Source organism: Sphingomonas colocasiae (assembly GCF_019880585.1).
Taxonomy (GTDB): Bacteria; Pseudomonadota; Alphaproteobacteria; order Sphingomonadales; family Sphingomonadaceae; genus Sphingobium_A; species Sphingobium_A colocasiae.
This window is the reverse complement of the sequence record NZ_JAINVV010000004.1, coordinates 34073-57322: the sequence shown is the minus strand read 5'-3', so window position 1 is coordinate 57322 and position 23250 is coordinate 34073. Positions and strand designations below refer to the sequence as shown.

Annotated in this window: 20 protein-coding genes; 10 read left to right on the top strand and 10 right to left on the bottom strand. The window is 67.6% G+C overall.

The features are described 5' to 3' along the window. Positions 1 to 99: 99 nt before the first annotated feature. On the bottom strand, positions 100 to 1941 hold the full coding sequence (locus tag K7G82_RS06780; RefSeq protein WP_222989109.1) for an amidase: 1842 nt from the start codon (positions 1939 to 1941) through the stop codon (positions 100 to 102). Between K7G82_RS06780 and K7G82_RS06775 the strand changes: the two genes are divergently transcribed. Then, a complete protein-coding gene (locus K7G82_RS06775; protein ID WP_222989108.1) occupies positions 1940 to 2080 on the top strand; it encodes a hypothetical protein in 141 nt (46 codons plus the stop codon). The genes K7G82_RS06780 and K7G82_RS06775 overlap by 2 nt on opposite strands. Positions 2081 to 2115: 35 nt before the next feature. Next, the gene (locus tag K7G82_RS06770; protein WP_222989107.1) at positions 2116 to 2508 is read left to right on the top strand and encodes a cupin domain-containing protein; all 393 of its coding nucleotides are present in this window, start codon (positions 2116 to 2118) and stop codon (positions 2506 to 2508) included. A 57-nt stretch (positions 2509 to 2565) separates the two neighbouring features. Here the strand turns inward: K7G82_RS06770 and K7G82_RS06765 are convergent, their stop codons facing one another. Further along, positions 2566 to 2988 (bottom strand): VOC family protein, encoded by a 423-nt coding sequence (locus K7G82_RS06765; RefSeq protein ID WP_222989106.1) that lies wholly within the window; start codon positions 2986 to 2988, stop codon positions 2566 to 2568. A 176-nt stretch (positions 2989 to 3164) separates the two neighbouring features. Further along, entirely contained in the window at positions 3165 to 3812 is a 648-nt protein-coding gene (locus K7G82_RS06760) for an arylesterase (protein ID WP_222990198.1), read from the bottom strand. Between the two features lie 71 nt (positions 3813 to 3883). On the opposite strand from K7G82_RS06760, the gene K7G82_RS06755 reads away from it, so the two are divergent. Together K7G82_RS06755 and K7G82_RS06750 are read left to right on the top strand one after the other, a co-directional pair. Next, positions 3884 to 4576: an ABC transporter ATP-binding protein gene (locus K7G82_RS06755; protein ID WP_222989105.1), complete on the top strand. Its 693-nt coding sequence runs from the start codon at positions 3884 to 3886 to the stop codon at positions 4574 to 4576. After that, positions 4573 to 7092, top strand: a complete 2520-nt coding sequence (locus tag K7G82_RS06750; protein ID WP_222989104.1) for an ABC transporter permease — start codon at positions 4573 to 4575, stop codon at positions 7090 to 7092. Before K7G82_RS06755 ends, K7G82_RS06750 begins: the two co-directional genes overlap by 4 nt. 122 nt (positions 7093 to 7214) lie before the next feature. Here K7G82_RS06750 and K7G82_RS06745 read toward each other — a convergent pair whose 3' ends face one another. The 5 genes from K7G82_RS06745 to K7G82_RS06725 are packed head-to-tail and all read right to left on the bottom strand — an operon-like array spanning position 7215 to position 11037. Continuing rightward, positions 7215 to 7640: an aconitase X swivel domain-containing protein gene (locus K7G82_RS06745; protein ID WP_222989103.1), complete on the bottom strand. Its 426-nt coding sequence runs from the start codon at positions 7638 to 7640 to the stop codon at positions 7215 to 7217. After that, a complete protein-coding gene (locus K7G82_RS06740; RefSeq protein WP_222989102.1) occupies positions 7634 to 8878 on the bottom strand; it encodes an aconitase X in 1245 nt (414 codons plus the stop codon). Before K7G82_RS06740 ends, K7G82_RS06745 begins: the two co-directional genes overlap by 7 nt. Then, positions 8878 to 9777, bottom strand: a complete 900-nt coding sequence (locus tag K7G82_RS06735; protein ID WP_222989101.1) for a beta-keto acid cleavage family enzyme — start codon at positions 9775 to 9777, stop codon at positions 8878 to 8880. Before K7G82_RS06735 ends, K7G82_RS06740 begins: the two co-directional genes overlap by 1 nt. A gap of 2 nt (positions 9778 to 9779) precedes the next feature. Then, positions 9780 to 10538 carry an SDR family oxidoreductase gene (locus tag K7G82_RS06730; protein ID WP_222989100.1) on the bottom strand — a complete coding sequence of 253 codons (759 nt, stop codon included), beginning with the start codon at positions 10536 to 10538 and terminating at the stop codon, positions 9780 to 9782. A 1-nt stretch (position 10539) separates the two neighbouring features. Further along, positions 10540 to 11037 (bottom strand): acyl-CoA thioesterase, encoded by a 498-nt coding sequence (locus K7G82_RS06725; protein WP_222989099.1) that lies wholly within the window; start codon positions 11035 to 11037, stop codon positions 10540 to 10542. Between the two features lie 134 nt (positions 11038 to 11171). Between K7G82_RS06725 and K7G82_RS06720 the strand changes: the two genes are divergently transcribed. The 3 genes from K7G82_RS06720 to K7G82_RS06710 all read left to right on the top strand — a co-directional run bounded on the left by K7G82_RS06720 (position 11172) and on the right by K7G82_RS06710 (position 16681). Continuing rightward, positions 11172 to 13301, top strand: coding sequence for a TonB-dependent receptor (locus K7G82_RS06720; protein ID WP_222989098.1), 2130 nt, complete (start codon positions 11172 to 11174; stop codon positions 13299 to 13301). 87 nt (positions 13302 to 13388) lie between these two features. After that, complete coding sequence (locus K7G82_RS06715) at positions 13389 to 15383, top strand: alpha/beta hydrolase family protein (RefSeq protein WP_222989097.1); 1995 nt, start codon at positions 13389 to 13391, stop codon at positions 15381 to 15383. After that, positions 15380 to 16681: a spinster family MFS transporter gene (locus K7G82_RS06710; protein WP_222989096.1), complete on the top strand. Its 1302-nt coding sequence runs from the start codon at positions 15380 to 15382 to the stop codon at positions 16679 to 16681. Before K7G82_RS06715 ends, K7G82_RS06710 begins: the two co-directional genes overlap by 4 nt. A 140-nt stretch (positions 16682 to 16821) precedes the next feature. On the opposite strand, the gene K7G82_RS06705 is transcribed toward K7G82_RS06710, so the two are convergent. Beyond that, the gene (locus K7G82_RS06705; protein WP_222989095.1) at positions 16822 to 17586 is read right to left on the bottom strand and encodes a GntR family transcriptional regulator; all 765 of its coding nucleotides are present in this window, start codon (positions 17584 to 17586) and stop codon (positions 16822 to 16824) included. Between the two features lie 16 nt (positions 17587 to 17602). Continuing rightward, a complete protein-coding gene (gene argE, locus K7G82_RS06700) occupies positions 17603 to 18808 on the bottom strand; it encodes an acetylornithine deacetylase (RefSeq protein ID WP_222989094.1) in 1206 nt (401 codons plus the stop codon). A 156-nt stretch (positions 18809 to 18964) separates the two neighbouring features. Here argE and K7G82_RS06695 point away from each other — a divergent pair, with 156 nt between their 5' ends. From K7G82_RS06695 to K7G82_RS06685, 3 genes are read left to right on the top strand one after another with little or no spacing between them, the layout of a single operon-like run. Continuing rightward, positions 18965 to 20314: a peptide MFS transporter gene (locus tag K7G82_RS06695; protein WP_222989093.1), complete on the top strand. Its 1350-nt coding sequence runs from the start codon at positions 18965 to 18967 to the stop codon at positions 20312 to 20314. Then, a complete protein-coding gene (locus K7G82_RS06690; RefSeq protein ID WP_222989092.1) occupies positions 20311 to 22707 on the top strand; it encodes a penicillin acylase family protein in 2397 nt (798 codons plus the stop codon). Before K7G82_RS06695 ends, K7G82_RS06690 begins: the two co-directional genes overlap by 4 nt. Positions 22708 to 22727: 20 nt before the next feature. After that, a complete protein-coding gene (locus tag K7G82_RS06685) occupies positions 22728 to 23249 on the top strand; it encodes a GNAT family N-acetyltransferase (RefSeq protein WP_222989091.1) in 522 nt (173 codons plus the stop codon). The last annotated feature ends 1 nt before the right edge of the window (position 23250 follow it).

The window sequence follows — 23250 nt, the reverse complement described above, 5'->3', positions numbered from 1 at the left end:
GAGCGGACTGCGCAAAACCTGAATCGCGAAGTCCGCTCTAGATATTTGTGATCGCATCGTTTTTACGGAAAACCGGTTCCCACTTTTCCGCACGATGCTCTATTTCCCCGGCGGCACCCTGACCACCGCCTTCGCCGCCCCCAATGGCGCGGCGCGCGTGTAGAGCGCGGTGTAGAATCCGCCGGCAAGCAGCGCGGCGCGATCCGGGGCGGACAGCGTCAATCGTGTGGCGCCGCTGAGCCCGCCATGCATGATCAGCGGCGCGAGGATCGGGCCGGGGCCGCCGTCCCGCGCGCGCTGGAGCGTCAGCGCGATCATCTGGTCGGCGGCGATGCCCGTCACCCTGGCGCGGATGTCGAGCGTCGCCGTCGTCGGATCATAGCGGAAATCGGCCGTCGCGCCGCCACCGCCGGCCACACGCATCGTGGTGGTGAAGGCGATCGGCGCGGGGGCCTTGCCCGCGATCAGCGGGGGCGTGCTGAACGGCGCACGGCGCGGTCGCGCGGCCTGTTCCCAGCCATAAGCGAGCCGGATCAGCGTCGGTTCGGCGAAGGTCGCGCCCAGCAATTCCAGTCCGATCGGAAATCCGCGCTCGGTGAACCCGGCGGGAATGGCGATCGCCGGCAGACCGGCGGTCGCGCTGAACTGGCAGGTCGGCGCGACCATCGCATCGTCCGCCCCGATCAGCGGCGCGCGGCGCAGCGTGGTGGGATAGAGCAGCGCGTCCAGCTTCTGTTCGGCCATCACCCGCAGCACCAGCGCGTTGAGCGCGCGGCGCTTGGCCAGGATCGCGGCATAGGCGGCCTCGTCGCGTGACGATCCCGCATCGCGCAGCCGGAACCGCGCGTCGAGCGCGTCGTGATCCAGGCCAAGCGCGATGATCTGCGACAGGGACGTCACCGGCGCGCCGGGATGCGCGGCGAGATAGGCGGCGAAATCATATTTGAATTCATGCGGGGTGATGCTGCTGTCCTTGAGCAGATCCTCCACGCCGGGCAGGGTCACGTCGGCCAGTACCGCCCCCGCCGCGCGCATCCGGACGATCGCGGCGTCGGCGACATCCTGCCCTTCCTTGTCCTCGGGCGCGGTGCCGAACATACCCCGGATCACGCCGATCCGCGCGCCCTTCAACCCGTCGGCTCGCAGCATCGGGCGATAGGATCGCGGCGTACCGCCCGCGTCGGGCTCGACGGTCGCCTCCAGCATGATCGCGAGGTCGCTGACCGAGCGCGCCAGCGGCCCGCCGATATCCTGGGTGGAGGAAAGCGGCATGATACCCTTGCCGCTCGACAGGCCCGCCGTGCCGCGCAGGCCGAACAGATTCTGATAGGCCGAAGGCACGCGGATCGATCCGCAGGTGTCGCTGCCCATGCCCGCCGCCGCGAAACTGGCGGCGACGGCTGCGGCGGTGCCCCCGCTCGATCCGCCGGGCGAGCGCGCGGGATCATAGGGATTGCGGCTATAGCCGGTATAGGACGACACCGTCGTCACCCCGGACGCCAGTTCGTGCAGCGTCGTCTTGCCCAGGATGATCGCGCCCGCCGCGCGCAGCTTCGCGATCTGTGCCGCGTCCACCGAAGGCCGCAGCGTCGCGAGCGCCAGCGTGCCGCCGCTCGTCGGCATGTCCGCCGTGTCGAAATTGTCCTTGATCAGGATGGGCACGCCGTGAAGCGGCCCGCGCGGCCCCTTCGCCTTGCGCTCCGCGTCGAGCGCGTCGGCCTGCGCCAGCGCGGCCTGGTTCAGCGTGACGATCGCGTTGAGCGCCGGCCCCGCCTGATCATAAGCGGCGATCCGCGCCAGATAGGCCTCGACAAGCTGCCGCGATGTCACCCTGCCCGACGCCAGCGCCGCGTCGATATCGGCGATCGACGCCTCCACTACATCGAATGGCGGCGCCGGCGCGGCCCCCGTCAACGCCAGCGCGGCGGCGCCGAGCATCATGACCCTGCAACCCGACCAGAACCGCATCCATCGCCCCCGCATCACCCGTGCCCGACCCTATCACGGCATGGCGGGCGCGCAACGCGCCGCCACGATCGATTTCCACGGGATTTCAGCTTTCCCCGCACGGCGACCGTGATAGCTTGGCCGCGCAACTTTTCCGGGGGATGGACGATGAACCGAAAGACGGGACTGACAGTGGCGATAATGGCGATGGCGGTATCGGCCGTGTCGGCGGGCGCAGGCTATGCCGCCGGCGTCGCTGCGGCGCCGCAGACGGGACGCGAGCCGCTGTTCCAGAACCCGCAGGCGCGGGTGTGGAAATCGGTGATCACCCCCAACACGCCGCTGCCCTTCCACCGCCACGAACATCCCCGCGCGCTCATCGCGCTCAAGGGCGGCACGATGAAGATCCTGGAGCAGGACGGCACCAGCGAGATCCATGAATGGCAGTCGGGCAAGGCCTATTGGCTGCCCGCCAACGCGCCCGGCACCCAGCATCAGGACGTGAATGTCGGTCCCGAGCCGATCGAGGTGATCGTGGTGGAACTGTCGAAAGAACATTGAGGATCGGTTTGCGGGGGAGTGCGCCGCCCCCCGCAGACCTTTCAGCCTTGGGGCCGGTCAAAGGCCGAACGTCACTCTGCCCTCCGCATCGATCGTCCAGGACGGATTCCAGGCGATTTCCCAGCAATGATCGTCGGGATCGGCGACATAGCCGCGAAAGCCGCCATGCGGCGGTGCATCGCCCTCGCGCAGGATCGTGCCGCCCGCCTCCGCCAGCCGTTCGATCAGGGGCTGCACATCCGCCGCCGCCGCGACATTGTGCGCCAGCGCGAAGGCGCCGGGGCGGGCAAGGCCGCTCCGCCGCATATCCGTTTCCAGCGCGCCCTGTAGCCAGGTGCCGAGCATCAGGCCGTTCATCTGGTAGAAGATGATCTCCTCATTCTCGAACACCGGGCCCCAGCCAAAGCCGTCGACATAGAAACGGCGCGATCGCGCGAGATCGGAAATGCCCAGGGTGATGACGGAAATCTGCTGTTGCATCGTCCACGCTCCTTTTCTCGCCCGCGCACCATGCGCGGGCGTTCAAGGCCGCGGGACTCGTCGCATCGGCGACGGACAGACCCGTTGTGAACGGGGGGCCGGGCTAACCACACCGGCCGGCCTTTTTCGACGCGGACGGCATAGCATGGCCACCCGGCTACCGAAACCGGATCGGCTCAGTCCCCCAGCGCGTCCGCGACGACCGGCGCCACTTTCCCGACGATGCGATCGATGCCCTGGGGATTGGGGTGGATATGATCGGGCAGCATCAGCGCGGGCGTGCCGACCACCCCGTCGAGGAAGAAGGGATAGAGCGTCGCGCCATAGCGCTTGGCGAGATCGGCGTAGATCGGGTTGAAGCGCCCGGCATAATCCGCGCCCATATTGGGTGCCGCGAGCATGCCGGTCAGCATGATCGGAATGCCACGCTTCTTCAGTTCCTCGCAGATCGCGGTCAGGTTCGCGCGCGTCTGCTCGGGATCGATGCCGCGCAGCATGTCGTTGCCGCCCAGCCCGACGATCACCAGATCGGGCTTGCGCGGCAGGCCGTCAAGCGTGAAGGCCAGCCGGGCGAGCCCGGCCGCGCTGGTATCGCCCGAGACGCCGGCATTGTGGACGGTCGCCGCGATTCCGTCGGCCGCCAGCGCCTTTTGCAGGTCGGCGGGAAAGCTTTCCTGCGGCAGCACGCCGTAACCGGCATAGAGGCTGTCGCCGAAGGCAACGACCAGCTTGCCGCCGTCTTCCACCACATTCGACGCCGGTGCCGTTGCATTGGCGTCGGCAGTCACCAAATTGCCTGCCGGCGGTTCGGATGTGCAGGCCATGAGCGAGTGGACGAGCAAGGCTGCGACCGCATAGTGGGGAAACTTCAACGACAAGGGCGCGCGCTCCGGCAATGACCAACGATACCGATATCGCAATCCGCGCGCGCAATGTCACGCTGACGCTGGGATCGAAGGAAACGCCCGTCGAAATCCTCAAGGGGATCGACCTGGATATCGCGCGCGGACAAAGTGTCGCGATCCTGGGGCCGTCGGGATCGGGCAAATCCTCGCTGATGGCGATCCTTTCCGGGCTGGAGCGCGCCAGCGACGGCGAGGTCGCCGTGGCGGGCATCGGCTATCGCGCGCTCGACGAGGATGCGCTGGCACGGGCGCGGCGCGGGCGCGTCGGCATCGTCCTGCAATCCTTCCACTTGTTGCCGACGATGACGGCGCTGGAGAATGTCGCGGTGCCGCTGGAACTCGCCGGCGCCGTCGACGCCTTCGCGCGCGCGGCCGCCGAACTCGAAGCGGTCGGCCTCGGCCACCGGATCGGCCATTATCCCGCGCAGCTTTCGGGCGGCGAGCAGCAACGCGTGGCGATCGCGCGCGCCGTGGCGCCGCGGCCGACGATCATCTTCGCCGACGAACCCACCGGCAATCTCGACGGCCACACCAGCGACGCGATCGTCGACCTGCTGTTCGCGCGGCAAGCGGCGGCGGGCGCGACATTGGTGATCATCACGCACGATCCCGCGCTCGCCACGCGCTGCGATCGCGTGCTGGAGATGCGCGACGGCCTGCTCGTCGCGGATCGCGCGGCGTGACCCCGCTCGGCTGGGCCGCCTGCTGGCGGATCGCGCGGCGCGATCTCCATGCCGGATTTCGCGGGCTCCGATTGCTATTCGTCTGCCTGCTGCTCGGCGTCACCACCCTGGCGGCGATCGGCAGCCTGACCGCATCGATCACCGCCGAACTCGCCGCGCGCGGGCGCGTCATCCTGGGCGGCGACATCGAGATCGCGATGACCCAGCGCGAGGCCAGCGCGGCGGAAAAGGCCGAATTCGGCAAATTGGGCCGGCTCAGCGATACCGTCCGCACACGCGCGATGGCGCGTGGCCCCGGTACGGGCGGCGCGCCACCGGCGGTGCTCACCGAACTCAAGGGCGTCGACACCGCCTATCCGCTCTACGGCACGCTGCGGCTGGCGGACGGCACCACATACAAACCGCTCGCGCCCGGCGAGATCCTGATCGACCAGGCGCTGTCCGATCGGCTGCTCGTCCGCCCCGGCGGCACGTTGCGCTATGGCGAGGCCGAATTCCGCATTCGCGGGCTGATCGCCGAGGAGCCCGATCGCGTCGGCGAGGGCTTCACGCTCGGCCCCGTCGCGATCGTCTCGCTGGAGGGTCTTCGCCGCACCCAATTGCTCCAGCCCGGCAGCCTGTTCGAAAGCAAATACCGGCTGCGCCTGTCCGCCGGCCGCGATCCCGCCGAAACGGTCGATACGCTGGAGGCACGCCATCCCTCCGCCGGCTGGGAATATAAGGATCGCGACCGCGCCGCGCCGGGCGCCAGCCGCTTCTTCGAACGGATGGGCCAGTTCCTGTCGCTTATCGGCCTCGCCGCGCTCGTCATCGCCGGGATCGGGGTCAGCAACGGCGTCGCATCCTATCTGACGCTCAAGCGCGGCGGCATCGCCACGCTCAAGATCCTGGGCGCGACATCGGTGGATATCGCGCGCATCTATCTGATGCAGATCGGCGCGGTCGCGCTGCTCGCGATCGGCTGCGGCCTCGTGCTCGGCGCGATCCTGCCGATCGCGATCGTCACGCTGGCGCAGGATCTGCTGCCCGTCCGGCCCGGTATCGCGGTCTATCCGCTGCCGCTCGCCACGAGCGCCGCTTATGGCGCGCTGATCGCGCTCGCCTTCGCGCTGCCCCCGCTCGCCCGCGCGCGGACATTGCCCGCCGCCGCCCTGTTCCGCGCCGCCGTCGATGACGCCGCCGGGATCGATCGTCGCACCCTGGGCTGGGTCGCCCTGCTGGCCGCGCTGGTCGTCGCGCTGGCGACAGGCACCGCGCGCGAGCCGCTGTTCGCGGCGGTCGTGCTGGCATCGGTCGGCGCGGTGCTGGTGCTGCTGCTCGGCATCGGCTGGGCGATCCGGCGCGTGTCGCAGCGCCTGCCGCGCCCGAAACGGCCGCTGCTGCGGCTGGCGCTCGCCAATCTCCATCGCCCCGGCGCGCAGACCGTCGCCCTGGTCATCGCGCTCGGCCTGGCGCTCACCCTGTTCGTCACGCTCGCCGGCATCGAGACCAGCCTCAATGCCGAGATCACCCGCACCGTGCCCGAAAAGGCGCCCAACCAGTTCGTGCTCGATATCCCCTCGGGCGAACGCGCGCGCTTCGAGGGGGTAATCCGGCGCGAGGCGCCGGAGGCCGAGATGAACATCGTCCCCTCGATGCGCGGCACGATCGTGGCCTATGGCGGCCAGCGCGTCGCAGACCTCGCCGAACTGCCCGAGGGCGCGTGGTTCCTGCGCGGCGAACGCGGCGTGACCTATAGCGACAGCCTGCCGCAGGGCAGCGAGCTGGTCGAGGGGCGCTGGTGGCCGAAAGACTATGCCGGGCCGCCGCTCGTCTCGCTCGACCGCGAAGCCGCGACGATCATGAAGGTCGGCGTCGGCGACACGCTGACCGTCAGCGTGCTCGGCCGCGAGATCGAGGCCAGGATCGCCTCGCTGCGAGAGGTCCATTGGGACACGATGGGCTTCAACTACATCCTCGTCTTCTCACCCAGCGCGCTCGCGGGCGCGCCGCACAGCCTGACCGCGACGATCAGCATGGACAAAAGCCATGACGGCCCGGTCTCGCGCGCGCTGCTCGCGGCCTTCCCCTCCGCCTCGATCATCGCGGTCAGCGAGGTGATCGGGCAGGTCCGCACCATCCTGGACCAGATGGCGACCGCGATCCTGCTGTCGGCCTCGGTCGCGATCCTGGCGGGCATCGCGGTGCTGGTCGGCGCGATCGCCGCCTCGCGCCAGGCGCGCAGCTATGACAGCGTCATCCTGAAGACGCTGGGCGCGACGCGCGGGCAGATCCTGACGGCGCAGGCGATGGAATATGGCCTGCTGGCCGCGTTGCTCGCCTCGGTCTCACTCGGCCTGGGCATCGCCGCCGCCTGGTATGTGATCGTGCGGGTGTTCGAATTCGGCTGGGCGCCGGACTGGTGGGCCGTGCTCGGGACGCTGGGCGCCGGCGCGGTGCTGACGCTCGGCATCGGCCTGCTCGGATCGCTGCCGCTGATGTCGGTGCGGCCCGCACAGGCGCTGCGGCGGCTGTAGCGTCAGGATAGCACGCTATCCCCTTCACCGTTCGGGCTGAGCCTGTCGAAGCCCTGCCTTTCCTTGGTATCGAAGTAGAAGGACAGGGCTTCGACAGGCTCAGCCCGAACGGGTGTGGACGGCTAAACTGGATCGACGGTGATCCAGGCTTGATTGCCTTTCGTCTCGATCGACAGCGCAACTCCATCCACGAGCGCGGGCCAAGCCCTCTCGTCGACCACGATCAACGGAATCTCGATTCCATAAAGATCCGCCGCGACGAGCGCGCCGATCGTCAGGATCGGATCGTGCAGCCCCAGGATCAGCGCGGCGGGCGCGACGCCGGCGCGCGCGGCCTCGACCAGTGCGCTCGACGAGGACGAGGACCCCCGCGCGCTGCGCATCGCGACGATGCGCTCCGCGATTCCCTCCCCGCATTGCGGGTGCGTCCGATCGATGATCGCGCCCGTCCGCAGGTCGAGCCCGCCCCACAGGCTGAGCGGCTCGCTCAGCAGCAGCAACGGCCCGGCGGCGCGGCCCGGCGTCAATGCCCGCGCCGCGATCAGCATGGCGGCGCAACCCGGCCGAGTGCGGCCGAACGGATGCAGCGTTCGAGCGTCATCAGCCCCACGCGCCGCTGAAGATTGCCGGGGCCGTAATGCGCGTATTTGGCGGAGGTCGTCAGGATGGCGCCCTGGGTGTTGCGGACGACGGGCGCCAGATAGGTGCAGGTATCGACGACGATGCGGGCATCGAAACGGCGCAGCGGCGCGAAGGCCGGATCATGCTCAACCGCCGCCGCGATCTCGCGCGAGGTCGAGACGTAAAGCGCGACGCCCTCGGCCGGGCCGCGTCCGTCGAGCACGGCGTTCAGGATCCGGAATTCGTCGAGCGAATAATGCGGCGTGCCCAGGCAGACCGCCGCCACCGCCTCCCCCTCCACCACCGGGCACAGCCGGGAAACGGCGTCATGAAGGTCGGCGGCCTGAATCGCGATCTCGGCAAGCGGTGCGCGCGCGGCCTGCTCGGCCGCCCATTGCGCTTCGGGCGTCACCCCTTCGGCATGAAACAGCGCGAGCGAGCCGGAGGATGCCCCCGCCGCGCCCAGCGCCTTCAGCTCATCCTCCGTGGCGTCCACCGGAACGCCCCTCACCAACGGAACCTGACCCGGCGCCCGCTGGCCGATGACATAGCCGACCGCCGCGAAATACAGATCGCGCGGCAGCCCGGCCGCCTCAAGCCCCGGCACGGCGACCATACATCGCGGCCGGCGATTCTCGTCGCGATGCAGCCCGGCGAGCGGCACCCGCCCGGTCAGCGCAGCACAGAGATCGGTGAAATCGCCATAGCGATCGGTGCGCGCGCCCAGCACCGAGTTCACGAACACGATCGCGTTCGATTCGGCCCAGGCGACATGCTCGCCCGGCCGGGGACGGACCATGCGCTGATAGGGCGCGCAGGTGAGCGTCGCGACGCAACCGAGCCGTTCGTGCAGATCAGTCAGTTCCCGCTGCGCGTCGATCAATTCCGGCGGGCCGCAATGCCAGCCGGGATGGACGACATCGACCGCGGCGACGTTCAGCGTCGTCGGCACCCGTACCCGCCCGCCAAGATCGGCGAAGCGGCGCGCGAAATCGATGCTCGACGGGCCGTGATAGAGGCAGCCGTCGATATGCGCGGATTCGATCGACACGAAGCGGGGCGCGCCACCCGCTTCGCCATAGCGGACGAGCATCGCCATCGCGCGCGCCGCCGCGGCGCCATGATCGCCATCCAGCAGCGCGCGGTCGATCGGCTCCAGCTCCATCAGCCGGGCTGCCGCAATTTCAGGATCTCACGCGTTTCGGCGGGCGTCGCCACGCTATAGCCGCCGATCGCGTTGACGATCGAATAGGCGCGCTCGACCAGCTGGCCGTTGGTCGCCCACACGCCGCGCGACATGTAGAGATTGTCCTCCAGCCCGACGCGGATATTGCCGCCCAGCAGCAGGGTCTGCGCCAGCATCGGCATCTGTTCGCGGCCGATGCCGAACGCGCCCCAATGCGTGCCCGGCGTCATCAGACCGCGCTGGTAGAGGATGGTATCGACGCCATGCGGCGCCGCCCATTGCACGCCCAGCACCATCTGCATCATCGGTGGCCCGTCGATCAGCCCCTCCTCGACCAGCGTGTTGCCGAACAGGATATCGCCCGCGCCGAAGACTTCCAGTTCGGGTTTCACGCCCGCCGCCTGGAATCGCTTCGCCATCGCGCGCAGCGTATGGGTGGGGCTGAAATAGATATATTCGGTCGGCCCCTCCACCTGGTTGTTGGTGACGATGTCGAGCGTCGCGATCTCGGGCAGCAGTTCCTCGACATGCGCGACGCGCTCGTCGACGCCGACCACGTCGCTGCCCGGCAGCATATGCCCTTCCCGCTCCGGATCGGGCAGGAAATAGGCGCCCATGCCGCAGGTCAGGTTGAGCACGATATCGGTGCCGGTCTGGCGGACGCGATCGACCACCTCGCGGAAATGCGCGCGATCGCGATTGCCCTGGCCGGTTTCCGGATCGCGGACATGGATATGGACGATGCTGGCCCCGGCGGACGCCGCCTCGATGCACGCATCGGCGATCTGCTTCGGCGTGATCGGCATCGACGGATGCCTGGGGTTGAAGGGCGCGCCGCCGGTGACCGCGCAGGTGAGGATCGTCTTGTTGCCGCTCATGCTTATTCTTCCCATTCCATGTTGCCGCTGACGGCGATCGTCTCGCCGGTGATCTTCCGGCCCGCGTCCGAGGTGATGAACTCGACCATGTCGGCGAACTCGCTCAGTTCGACCTTGGTGCGCAGCGAGACATATTTGAGATAGTCGTTCTCGATGTCCTCGAAGCTGCGCCCCGTCGCGTCGACGTTGCGCTGGACGATGAAGCGGAACCGGTCGTTGTTGATGATGCCGGGCAGGATCGCGTTGCAGCGGATGCCGAACGGCCCGAGTTCGCGCGCGCTGTTCTTCGTCAGCCCCTCGACCCCCGCCTTCGACGCGATATAGGGCGCGCGATAGGGGATGCCGGTGCGCGTCGAGCAGGTCGAGAAATTGACGATCGACCCGCCGCCATTGGCCTTCAGCATCGGCACCGCGCGCTTCATGCAATAAAACATGCCGGACAGGTTGACGGCGATGGTCTTGTCCCACTCGTCCTCGTCTATTTCCTCGATGGCGCCACGCGGCCCCGCCATGCCGACGACATTGACGAGGATCGACAGGTCGCCGACCGAGGCGCGGACATCGTCGAACAGCCGGTCGACATCGGCGCGGACGCCGACATCGACGGCGCTGCCGCTCATGCCCGGATTGGCGTCGAGCGTCGCCCGCACCGCATCGGCGCGGATGTCGCAGATATGGACCTTGTATCCCTTGCCCAGAAATCGTTCGGCGATGGCGCGGCCGACACTGTCGCCCGCGCCGGTCACGAGGACTCGTTCCATTTTATGCTCCCTGTAAAGATTGATCGGGCGAAGATTGATCGGATGCGGCCGGGATCAGCAGCGTCCCGGCGATGGCGCGGACCGGATCGGACAGCGGGATCGAACGCCGCGCATCGAGGTCGAAACGGACGGTGACGCCCTCCAGCACGGTGCAGACGCGATCGTCGGACCGCCGCGTCATCACCGTGCGGTGCCTGAGCGACGAACGTCCGATCGACAGGATGCCCGATCGCAGCACCAGCAGATCGCCCGCCACCAGTTCGTGCAGATAGCGGATCTCGTGCGACACATCGGCCCAGCCGAGGCGGTGCCCGTCCTCCAGCGCGGTCGTCGGCGCCAGCGTGCCGAGCAGATGATAGGCCGCATTGTCGAGCAGCGGCATCTGATGCTGCACCGACATGTGCCCCATCGAGTCGCAATGCCAGGGGAATACGACGCCCCGAAACGTCTCGATCCCGTCTCCTGACGTGGTTTCCACCACGCCTTCCGGCCCAGCCATGCCCTCAAATCCCTCTCGAAACCGCCGATAAACGCTGGGTTAGAGCGACGCGCTTGACTTGTCTACACAGATTATACAAATTGTGTTCACGAGAAATTCAACACTGACGAACCGAAAAGGTGCAGGGGGATATGATGCGGAAGAAGCTGTCGACGGGATTGCAGTGTGGTGTGGCATTGGCGCTGCTGCCGCTGGCCTGGGCGGCGCCCGCCGGCGCGCAGACCGCCGACGCGGCGGAAGACGCCACTGACGAGATCGTCGTGACCGCACAGAAGCGCGAGGAACGGCTGCAGGACGTGCCGATCTCGGTCGCCGTACTCGGCGGCGCGCAGCTCGACGGCCAGACCACGGGCGGCGTCACCGATGCGCTGCGCAACGTCGCGGGCGTTTCGATCACCAGCACCGCGCAGGGCGGCGCCACCCAGCTCACCATTCGCGGCGTGGCCGCCAATGGCGCGACGCTCGCCGGATCGAGCACCGCCGCCTATTATATCGACTCGGTGCCCTTCGGCCTGGTGAAGTCCGCGATCCTGCCCGACACCAACGGTTTCGACATGCAGCGGATCGAGGTGCTGCGCGGGCCGCAGGGCACGCTCTATGGCGCCAACGCGCTGAACGGCGTCGTCCGCCTACTGACCAACGACGCCAATCTCGACAAATTCGAGCTGAAGACGCGCGCGGGCATCTCCTCGACGCAGGACGGCGACGAAAGCTATCGCGGCGATATCGCGGTCAACATCCCGCTCGTCGAAGGCAAGCTGGCGGTGCGCGTGGTGGCGGGTTTCGAGAATGCGGGCGGCTGGATCGAGCAGCCGGCGCAAGGCATCAAGAACGCCAACGACACCCAATCGCGCAACGTCCGGCTGAAGATCAACGCGCAGCCGACCGACGCACTCAGCATCGGCCTGTCGGCCTGGATCTCGCGCATCGATCAGGATGCGCCCAGCTATGCCAATGCCGCCGGCATCCAGCTCGCGCCGGTGCCGATCCCGCAGAAGCTGAACTATGACGCGTTCAGCGCGAAGATCGGCTATGACCTGCCCGGCGTCGCCATCACCAGCGCGACCAGCTATCTGAAGTTCGTCAATCGTGGCCTGCGCGACTATAATACGCTCGGCCCCAAGCAGACGCTCTATTCGAACATCGAATCCGAGGTCTTCACCGAGGAGCTGCTGCTCAATTCGAAGAGCGAGGGAAGCTGGCGCTGGTCCGCCGGCGCCTTCTACCGCGACGCGACCGACCTTTTGTACCAGACGCTGTTCGTGCTGCCCGCGCCGATCAACACCAACGACAAGTCGCGTTCCTACGCGGTGTTCGGCCAGCTCACCAAGACCTTCCTCGACGATACGCTCGAGCTGACCGGCGGCCTGCGCTATTTCAACGACCGCGTCTCGCAGATCGAACGGACGCCGACGACGGGCAACCCCGCCCAGCCTCTGGCACACCGCACCGAAACCTTCGACGCGGTCACGCCGCGCGTGGTGCTCACCTGGCTGCCCTCGCGCAGCTTCACGGCCTATGCATCCTATTCGCAGGGCTTCCGCAGCGGCTTCAACCAGAGCCCGACGGTGATCCGCACCGCGCCGACGCTGCCGCCCGTCCGCGCGGACAAGCTCTCCAACTACGAGATCGGCGCCAAGGGCAGCCTGCTCGACGGTGCGCTCAGCTTCGACGCGGCGCTCTATTATATCGACTGGAAGGACATTCAGCAGAATGTGAACCTGAACTTCATGGGGGCGCCGATCGCGGCCAGCGTCAACGGTTCGTCGGCCAGCGGCTTCGGCGTCGATCTGAGCGCGACGGTCCGCCCGGTGAGGGGGCTCGATTTCGGCGGCACCTTCAGCTGGAACGGGCTGGACCTCGACGCGGCGATCATCACCCAGACGGCCGCCGGCCCGGTGGTGCTGTTCCAGAAGGGCGAGCGGCTGGCCTTCTCGCCCGAATATACCGCCAGCGCCTTCGCCGAATATGAATTCCCGATCGGCGGCGCGGGCCTGGAAGGGCAGTTCACGGGATCGGTGAATTATCGCTCGAAGATCCCCGGCCGCCTGCTTTCGGGCGGCGTGTCGCGGCTGTTCATCAGCGACGCGCCCTTCACCGCCCGCGCCGGCTTCGCGCTGAAATCGCCCGACAACTGGACCGCGACACTGTTCGTGGAGAATATCACCAACTGGAACGGCCGCCTGCAGCCGCCCAGCGATGTCAGCCTGGAATTCCGGACCCGGCCGCGCACCGTCGGCCTCCAGTTCGAATTCCATCTCTGATCCCGTCGGGCGGCGGACCTCCCGGTCCGCCGCCCGATGCGATAGGAACATGTGTTGCGTGACGACGATCGAAAGACCCGGGCCGGCATGATTGAAAACGACGAACTCGCCGCGATCCAGACGCGCGTCGCCGATTATTTCGAGAAACTCTATCGGCCCGGCACCGCGCAATTCCATGCGATCGTCCACGCTGTCGAGAATCCCGCGACGGGCGTGATCGCCTTTTCCGGGCCGGTCTATGAAGCGGAAGGCGGCTTTCCGGTCACCCGACTGGCGCTGCTCGGCACCGATGGCACCGTGCGATTGCTGGGCAACGCGGGCGCCAACGATACCGATCCCAAATGGTCGCCCGACGGCACCCAGCTCGCCTTTCTCTCCGATCGTGGCCGCGGCGGCGGCAACTTCCAGCTTTTCCTGGCGGACGCCGACACATCTGAGGTTCAGATCGCCGGCCCCGTGCTGGAGGGCGAGGCGGTCGAGAGTTTCGCTTGGTCCGCCGATGGGCGGCGCATCCTGATCCAGAGCGCAGATGCCGGCGCGGACGCCGCCGGATCGGCGAGCACCGCGCGCATCGGCAGCGCGGATGTCGCGCGCCCATCCTGGATGCCGACGGTCGAAACCGGATCGCACGACAATCTCTGGCGGCGCGCGCGCGTCTGGGACATCGCGGCGAACCGCCTGACCGCGATCGGCACCGCCGGCCAGACTGTCTGGGAAGCCGATTGGTGCGGCAGCGACGAAATCGTCGCGATCCTCTCCTCCAGCCCCACCGAGGGCGGCTGGTACCAGACCGAAATCGGCATAGCGCCAGCAAGCGGCGGCGCGTTCGCGCGTTTCGCGCGACCCGATGTCGAACTGGCCAGAGTCTGCGGATCGCCCGACGGGCGGACCATCGCCATCGTCGAGGGGCGCTTCCACCGCACCGTCGCGCTCGGCACGCTGACGCTTTACGATCGCGCGACGGGCGAGCGGCGCCAGCCCGCGATCGGCGCCGAAGTCTCGGCACTCGCATGGCGCGACAGCGCCCGCCTGTTCTTCGCGGGCTTCGCGGCGCCCGGAAGCGTCGCGGGCACGCATGACCTCTCCACCGGCGAAACCGCGATCGAGTGGCGATCGCCGGGCACCGGCGGCCGCAAGGTTCCCGCCGCGACGCCCAGCGGCCACACCGGCGCGATCGTGCCGGGTCATGCATTCGACCGCTACGCCCATATCATCCGCGTCGATAACGATGGCGGCGAGCGGGTAGTGCTCGATCTGGCGCATGACGGCGCACGCGCGATCCTGGATGCGATGCGGCCCGCCCAGGCGATCCGCTGGCAAGGGCGCGACGGGCTGGAAATCATGGGCTATCTCGCCCTGCCTGCTGGCGTCGAACGGCCGCCGCTGGTCGCCTTCATCCATGGCGGGCCGTCGCACCTGTTCCGCGATTCCTGGAGTTTCGACAATCCGCTCGCCGCCTTGCTCGTCAGTTCGGGCTATGCGGTGCTTTTCCCCAATCCGCGCGGCAGTTCCGGACGCGGGCTCGATTTCGCATCGCGCGTGATCGACGACATGGCGGGCGAGGACGCGCACGACATCCTCGCCGGCGTCGACCATGTCATCGCCAATCACGATGTCGATCCGACCCAGCTGTTCGTCACCGGGGGCAGCTATGGCGGGTTCATGACCTGCTGGCTGGTCGGCCAGACCGACCGGTTCAAGGCCGCCTGCGCGATCGCGCCACTCACCGACATGCGCAGCCAATTCTTCACCGCGCACCATCCCGAATTCCTGTCGCTCTATTCGGGCGGCGACCCCTATGATGTCGGCGGCGTGTTCGACCAACGCAGCCCACTGGCGCGTGCGAACACGGTGGTGACGCCGACACTGCTGATCGCCGGCGAGCAGGACAAGACCACACCGTCGAGCCAGGCCGTGCAATATCACCATGCGCTGGTGCTGGGCGGCGTGCCGAGCGAGCTGGTGCTCTATCCCGAGGAAGGGCACGCCGCGGCGCGCTTCGAGGCGCAGATCGACCAGGGCATACGCGTGCTGCGCTGGTTCCGCACCTGGGAGGGGCGCAACACCGGGCCACGCCCATGACGCCGGGCGCTGCCGCCCCGGATCAGGCCGCGACCACCGGATCGTCGCATCTCTATTCGCCCGCGCGGCGCTGGTTCTTCCTGGCGATCCTGTTCCTGGTCGGCACGTCGAGTTCGATCGACCGTGTCGTGATCTCGGTCCTGCTCGAACCGATCAAGCAGGAATTCGGCGTTTCCGACACGCAATTGGGGCTGCTTAGCGGCCTCTCCTTCGCGCTGCTTTATTCGATGCTCGGCCTGCCGATCGCGCGCTGGGCCGATCGCGGCGATCGCACGCTGCTGATCACCGTCGCGATCAGCATCTGGAGCGCGATGACGATGCTGTGCGCGGTTGCGGGCAGTTTCTGGCAATTGCTGCTCGCGCGGATCGGCGTCGGCGTCGGGGAAGCGGGCGCGACCCCGCCCGCACAGGCGCTGATCGTCGATTATTTCCCGCCATCTTCACGCGCGCGCGCGATCGGCATCTTCGCGACATCCGGCACGGCGGGCTATCTGATCGGTCTTTCGATCGGGTCGCAGATCGTCACCGCTTATGGCTGGCGCGCGACGCTGATGGCGTTCGGGCTGCCGGGGCTGCTGATCGCGGCGATCGTCTATTTCCTGCTCGACGAACCCCGCCGTTCCGGCGCAACTTCGGCGCCGCGCGGCACCACCGAAGCCTTCGGCGCCTCGATCCGTCGCCTCGCCGCCAAACGCTCCTTCGTGCGGCTGCTGATCGGCTTCACCTTCTACAATTTCGCAGCCTATGGCTCGCTCGTCTTCGTGCCATCCTATCTGATCCGCGTGGTCGGCAGCCCGATCGCAGATGCCGGGCTCTATTATGGCTTGTCTTCGGGCGTCGCGGTGCTGATCGGCAGCCTTGCGGGCGGCATGGCGTGCGACATGCTGGTCCGGCGCGACAAAAGATGGATCGCCTGGTTCCCGGCGCTCGGTTTCGGCCTTGCCGCGCTCCCCAACACGCTGATGTTCCTGATCGACGATCTCGGCTGGTTCCTGGCGATCAGCACGCTCGGCGGCATCCTGCTCTACGCCTCGCTGCCCGCGGCCTTCGCGGCGGTTCACGCGGTGTGCGGCAGCGCGCGACGGGCGACCGCGATCGCGCTGCTGCTGTTCTTCGGCAATCTGCTCGGCTTCGGCCTGGGGCCGGTGGTGACGGGCGCGCTCAGCGACATGTTCAGCGCGTCGATGGGGCCGACCGGCCTGCGCTACGCCCTGCTGATCGTGATGACGCTGACCGTGCCGACCGCGATCCTGATGTTCAGCGCGGCCGGCGCGGTGCCGGGTGATCTGGAGGATTAGACTCCAACTTCGCCTTTCTGTGTCATTCCCGCGCACGCGGGAGACGTAGTCGACCGTAGGTCAATCCAGCTTTTCCGTGAAGCGTCAGAAAGAAGAAGAAGCTGGATTCCCGCTTTCGCGGGAATGACAAAGTGGGGTTGTTACCCCCGCCGCCCGACCAGCGAGAAATCCGCCGTCGACGTCCCCGCGACGAAGGTCTTCATCCGGTCGCGGAACTCGTCCGAATGCTGATAGACCAGTTCCTCCGCCAGATCGGCATTGCCGCTGCGGATCGCCTCGATCATCTCGCGGTGCTGCTCGATCACGTCGTAGCTGGAAAGCTGCGCGTCGCTCTGCCGAAAGGCGAGCAAGGACAGGCGCATCACGCCGCGCAGCATCTTCGAGCAATCGGCCGCCAGATATTTGTTGCCGCACGCCTGGTTGATCGCATCGTGGAATGCCCAGTTCGCCTCCACGATCACGCGCGGATCCTCGGTTTCGCAGGCGACCGCGAACTCGCGATTGCGCTGTTCCAGCAGCGCGAGATGCACCGGCTGGCGGCGCAGCGCCGCCCAGCGCGTCGTCGCGCGTTCATAGAGTTCGAGCGCTTCGAGCACCTGCGGCACCTGATCGAGATCGAGCGGCGCCACGCGCGCGCCGCGATTGGGCGCGAGGACGACGAGGCTGTCCGATGCCAGGCGGATCAGCGCCTCGCGGATCGGCGTGCGCGAAAAGCCGAGCTCGCGGCTGAACTGCACTTCGTCCAGCTCGGTATTGGGCGCGAGTTCAAGGCTGAGGATCTGTTCGCGCAGCAGCGTATAGACTTTCTGCCCCGAAGACTGACGCACGCCATCGCCCAGCGCGCCATCGTCCGAGCCGGTTTCGTCCGGATCGTTCACGGCCTTGGCGATCGTCTTGCTTCCCATGCTGCCTGCCTTTCCCTCATCCCCCGCGGACGAATGCGACGAGCCGGGCGATGAAGCGGGCGCCCGCTTCGATCTGGCTCAGCTCGACGAATTCGTCCGGCCGGTGCGCCTGAGATATCGATCCCGGGCCGCAGATGACAGTGGAAAGACCGGCCGCCTGGAACTGACCCGCCTCCGCGCCATAGGAAACCGCGGTTCCCGGCTCGTTCGCGCCGCTCAGCATCGCCGACAATTGCTCGGCCGCGCCGCTCAGTTCGCGGCGCAGCGCCGGCACCTGCGCCAGGCGGTTGATGACGACGCCGGTGCCGTCGCCTTCCGCCGCGAGCCGTGCCTGCGCCCGCTCCACCGCGCGCCAGAAGGGTTCGAGCACGGTTTCCGCCTCGCGATCGGGAATGCAGCGCAGATCGAAGGTGAAGCGGCATTCGCGCGCCAGGATGTTGGGCGCGGTGCCGCCCTGGATCGTGCCCACCGTCAGCGTCGACCATTGCGGCTCGAAACGCGGATCGCGATGGTCGCGCTGTTCGGCCTCGGCAATCTCGACCAGCGTGGCGAGCAGTTCGATCGCGACCATGTTCGCCGACACGCCTTCATGCACCAGGCTCGAATGCGCCTCGCGGCCGATCACCACCACTTCATAGAGGTGGATGCTCTTGTGGCTGTTGACGATCGTCATGCCCGTCGGCTCGCCGATGATCGCGGCCATCGGGCTATAACCGTCGTCGACGATGTTGCGGATCAGATCGGGCGCACCAAGGCAGCCGATCTCCTCGTCATAGGAAAAGGCGAGGTGCACGGGGCGAGCGAGCGGCGCCCGCGCCAGCAGCGGCACTGCCGCCAGCGCCAGCGCCAGGAAGCTCTTCATGTCGCTGGTGCCGCGCCCATAGAGCCGGTCGCCCCGCCGGGTGAGCACGAACGGATCGGACGTCCAGGGTTGATCCTTCACCGGCACCACGTCGGTATGGCCCGAAAGGACGATGCCGCCCGCCATCCCCTCTCCAATCGTGGCGAGCAGATTGGCCTTGGACCCGTCGGCATTGGCGATGCGGCGCGACGTCACACCATGTTCGGCGAGATACCCCTCGACATAGGCGATCAGCGCCAGATTCGATTCGGACGATGTCGTGTCGAACCCGACCAGCCGGTCGAGGATATCGATCGCCTCGCGGACGATCTCGGGTTCCGCCTGCACGCCGGCCTTGGGATCGATGGTTACCGACGGCATTGTGCGACACCCCCGCCGGTGCTTGATAACGACATGAAACCCCTGTTCCGACGCTGAGACGCGTGCACTCAAAAATCTGTATACACATTGTATTTTTGAGGTACACAGTCAATAGATATTCGTCGCGCGGGGCGATGAACCGCTTTTGGGGAAAGCATGGAACGCAGCGCGGACACCGCCTTTTTCGGACATCCGCGCGGCCTGGCCTACCTCGCCTTCACCGAGGTGTGGGAGGGCTTTTCCTATTACGGCATGCAGGCGCTGCTGATGCTCTACATGGTCGGCCAGTTGCTGCGGCCGGGGCATTTCGAGCATGTCGCCGGGCTCGGCCAGCTGCGCGCCGGGCTCGAGTCGATCGGCGGGCCGATGACCACCATCGCGCTCGCGTCGCAGATTTTCGGCCTCTATGTCGGGCTGGTCAACACGACACCGCTGCTCGGCGGCTGGCTGGGCGATCGCGTGCTCGGGCAGACGCGGACGATCGTGCTGGGCGCGGTGCTGATGACGCTCGGCCATCTGTCGATGACGTCGGAACGGCTGTTCCTGCTTGCGCTGCTGCTGCTCGTGCTCGGCGCGGGCTTCATCAAGGGCAATATGGCCGTCCAGATCGGCCGCCTCTACGGCGCGGACGATCCGCGCCGTACGCGCGGCTTCGGCATCTACATGCTCGTCCGCAATATCGGCGCGCTTTCCGCGCCGCTCGTCTGCGGCACGCTGGGCGAGACGCTGGGCTGGCATTACGGCTTCGGCGTCGCGGCGGTCGCGATGGTCGCGGCGTTGATCATCTACCTCGCGGGCCGGCGCCATCTGCCCCCCGAACCGCCTGTCGTCCGCCTGAGCGTCGCGCAGGCCCCGCTCACCCGCGACGACTGGCGCGCGATCCTGGGGCTGCTGCTGGCGTTCATCCCCTTCGTGCTGATGTTCAGCGCGGTCTATCAGGCCTATACGCTGTTTCCCGTCTGGGCGACCGACCATGTCGACCGCCGGGCCTGGGGGCTGACGATCCCCGTCACCTGGATCTTCACCTTCGACGGCATCGCCACCATGGCCGGCATCCTCGCCGGCGTCCGACTGTGGCGGGCGCTGGACGCGCGCGGCCGCGAGCCCGGCGATATCGGCAAGATCGCGATCGGCTGCGCGATGGCGGCGACCGCCTTCGCGATCCTGGCGCTGGGTGCCGCGACCGCGTCCGGGCCGGTGCCCCTCATCTGGGTGCTCGCCTTTTTCGTGATGCTCGATTTCAGCTTCATCTGGGGCGAACCGCCGCTCAAGGCATTCGTATCGCGCCACGCGCCGCCCGCCAAGGCGACGATCATGATGAGCCTCGCGATCATGTCGATCGCACTTGCCAATTTCACCGTCGGCTGGCTTGGTCGCTTCTACGAAAGGATGGGGGCGCCGGAATTCTGGCTGCTGCATGCCGGCATCGCCGTCACGGGGCTGGTCGCGGCCCTGATGCTGCGCCCGATCATCCATAAACTGGTTGAGAGGAGAGTGACCGGATGATGCCTGCCCTGCCCCGGATTCGATCGATTGCGCTGATCGCCGCCGCCCTGCCGTCCGTCGCCGCCGCATCGGACGTGAAGCGCGACGACTGGGCCGTACGCGGCCTGCAACAGCCCGCCGAAATCGTCGTCGACCGCTGGGGACTGGCGCATATCTACGCGAAATCGGAACGCGATGCCTATTTCCTGCAGGGCTACAATGCCGCGCGCGATCGGCTGTGGCAGATCGACCTCTGGCGCAAGCGGGGGCTCGGCCTGCTTTCCGCCAGCTTCGGCCCCGCTTATGTCAAGCAGGACCGCGCCGCGCGGCTCTTCCTCTATCGCGGCGACATGGCCCATGAATGGACGCGGTACGCACCGGGAAGCCGCGATCGCTACACCGCATTCGCGGCGGGGGTAAACGCTTATGTCGACGAGGTGCTGGCCGGCACCAAGCCATTGCCGGTCGAATTCGACATCACCGGCAGCCGGCCGGAACGCTGGCAGGCGGACGACATTCTCCGCATCCGCAGCCACGCGTTGGTTTCCAACGCCAGGCAGGAAGTGTTGCGCGCGCGGGTTGCCTGTGCCGGCGGGCTCGAAGCAGACCGGCTGCGCGCCAAGCTTTACCCGGATCATGCGCCGGTCATGCCGCAGGGGCTCGATCCCTGTGCCGTCACCCCGGAGGTGATGGAGGATTATCTTCTCGCCACAGCCGAAGTGAGCTTCGCGCCATCGCCACCGCCCTCGACCGCAACGGCACGCCTTGCCGATGCGGCCGATCCGAACACCGCGGATGGATCGAACAACTGGGTGATCGCCCCCTCTCATTCCGCGACCGGCCGGCCGATCCTGGCCAATGATCCGCATCGCGCCTTCGGCGTGCCCAGCCTTCGCTATGTCGTTCATCTCGACGCGCCGGGGGTTTCGCTGATCGGCGCGGGCGAGCCCGCGATTCCCGGCGTGTCGTTCGGCCACAACGGCAAGGCGGCGTTCGGCCTGACCATCTTCGGCACCGATCAGGAGGATCTCTACGTCTACGAGACCAAAGCCGGCGATCCGGATTCCTATCGCTATCGCGGCCGCTGGGAGAAGATGAAGCGGGTGCGCGAGACCATTCCCGTGAAGGGCGGCGCACCGGTCGAGGTCGAGCTCCGCTACACCAGACACGGTCCGGTGCTGCGGCAGGAGGCTCAAAAAGGTCGCGCCTTCGCGCTCCGTACCGCTTGGTCCGAACCGGGAGCATCGGGCTATGCCGCCGCATCCTGGCTGGCGAACGCCGCGAACTGGAGCGATTTCCGCAAGGCCGCCGATCATTGGGGCACGCCGCCGCTCAACCTGATCTGGGCAGATCTCAGCGGCACGACGGGCTGGTCCGCCGCCGGCTTCGCGCCGATCCGCTCCAATTGGGACGGATTGCTGCCAGTCCCCGGCGATGGCCGTTATGAATGGCAAGGCGTCAGCCGCCCCGCCGACCTGCCGCAGATCAAGAATCCGGAAAAGGGCTGGTTCGCAAGCGCCAACGAAATGAACTTCCCGGCCGGCTATACGCCACGTTATCCACTCAATTTCGAATGGAGCGATCGCAGCCGCATCGATCGTATCTCGCAGGTGATGGCCGCCAAGCCCCGCCTGTCGGTCGCCGACGCGATGGCGCTGCAGATGGATACCGGCAGCTTCCTGGCGTTGCGCATGATCGCGCTGGCCGCCCCGCTCGAAGGCGGGACGCCCGAGGCGCGCCAGGCGCTGGCGCTGATCAAGGCGTGGGACGGCAATGTCGCGGCGGAGAGCGTGGCGGCGGCGATCTACGAAAGCTGGCTGACCCAGCATCTCGGCCGCGTGATGGTCGATCGGATCGCCCCGGCGCCCGCGCGCCCGATCATCGAGCGCGGATCGCCCGACGCGCTGCTTTCCCTGCTGGAGACGCGCGACGCATTGCTGGGCGCCGATCCGGCGGCGGCAGCGAAATCGATGCTGCTCGACAGTCTGGAAGCGACGCTCGCCGATCTGCGCGGGAAGCTGGGGCCGGACATGACGACATGGCAATGGGGCCGGCTGCACACGCTCACGCTCAAGCCCGCCGTCGCCGCGCTGGCGGACGACGCGCTGCGGCAGTCGATGACGGTGGGGCCGGTGCCGGTGGCGGGATCCTCCTCCACCCCCGCGATGACCGCCTATCGCGGCAGCAGCTTCGCCGCCGTCCACGGCCCCTCGGTCCGGCTGGTGATGGATGTCGGCGATTGGGACAAGTCGATGTTCCTCAACATGCCCGGCCAGTCGGGCGACCCGAGCGATCCGCATTATCGCGATCTGCTGCCGGCCTGGAAGGAGGGGCGCTACGCGCCGCTCTCGTTCAGCCGGGCTGCGGTCGACCAGGCGGCCGAACGCGTGATCGCGCTCAAACCCGCGCCGTGATCGCTTGCGCCGCGCCCGATATGCTTTCGTCGCCGCGCCTGACGCTCAGCCGGCCGGCCGAACGAGATTTCGCGGACATCCTCGCGCTCTGGTCCGATCCCGAGTTGCTGCGCTTCATCGGCAAGCCCTGCACGCGCGAGGAGGGCTGGGCCCGGCTGCTCAAATATGCCGGCCATTGGTCGCTGTTCGGCTTCGGCTATTGGATGCTGCGCGAGGCGGACACCGGCCGCTTCGTCGGCGAGATCGCGCTCGCCTATCAGCAGCGCGTGGGCGTGCCGATGTCGGGCGAGCAGCCGGAAACCGGCTGGATGCTCGCATCAGGCGCGCAGGGGCGCGGGCTGGCGGGCGAGGCGCTGACGGCGGTGCTCGCCTGGGCCGACGCGCATCTGCCCGCCCCATGCACCACCTGCCTGATCGATCCGGCGAACACGCCGTCGATCAGGCTGGCCACCGCGCGCGGCTATCGCCCGATCGGCGAAATCGAATTCAACGGCGCGGCGACGATCATGTTCGATCGCCGCCGAGCCGGGTCGTCGGCCTGAC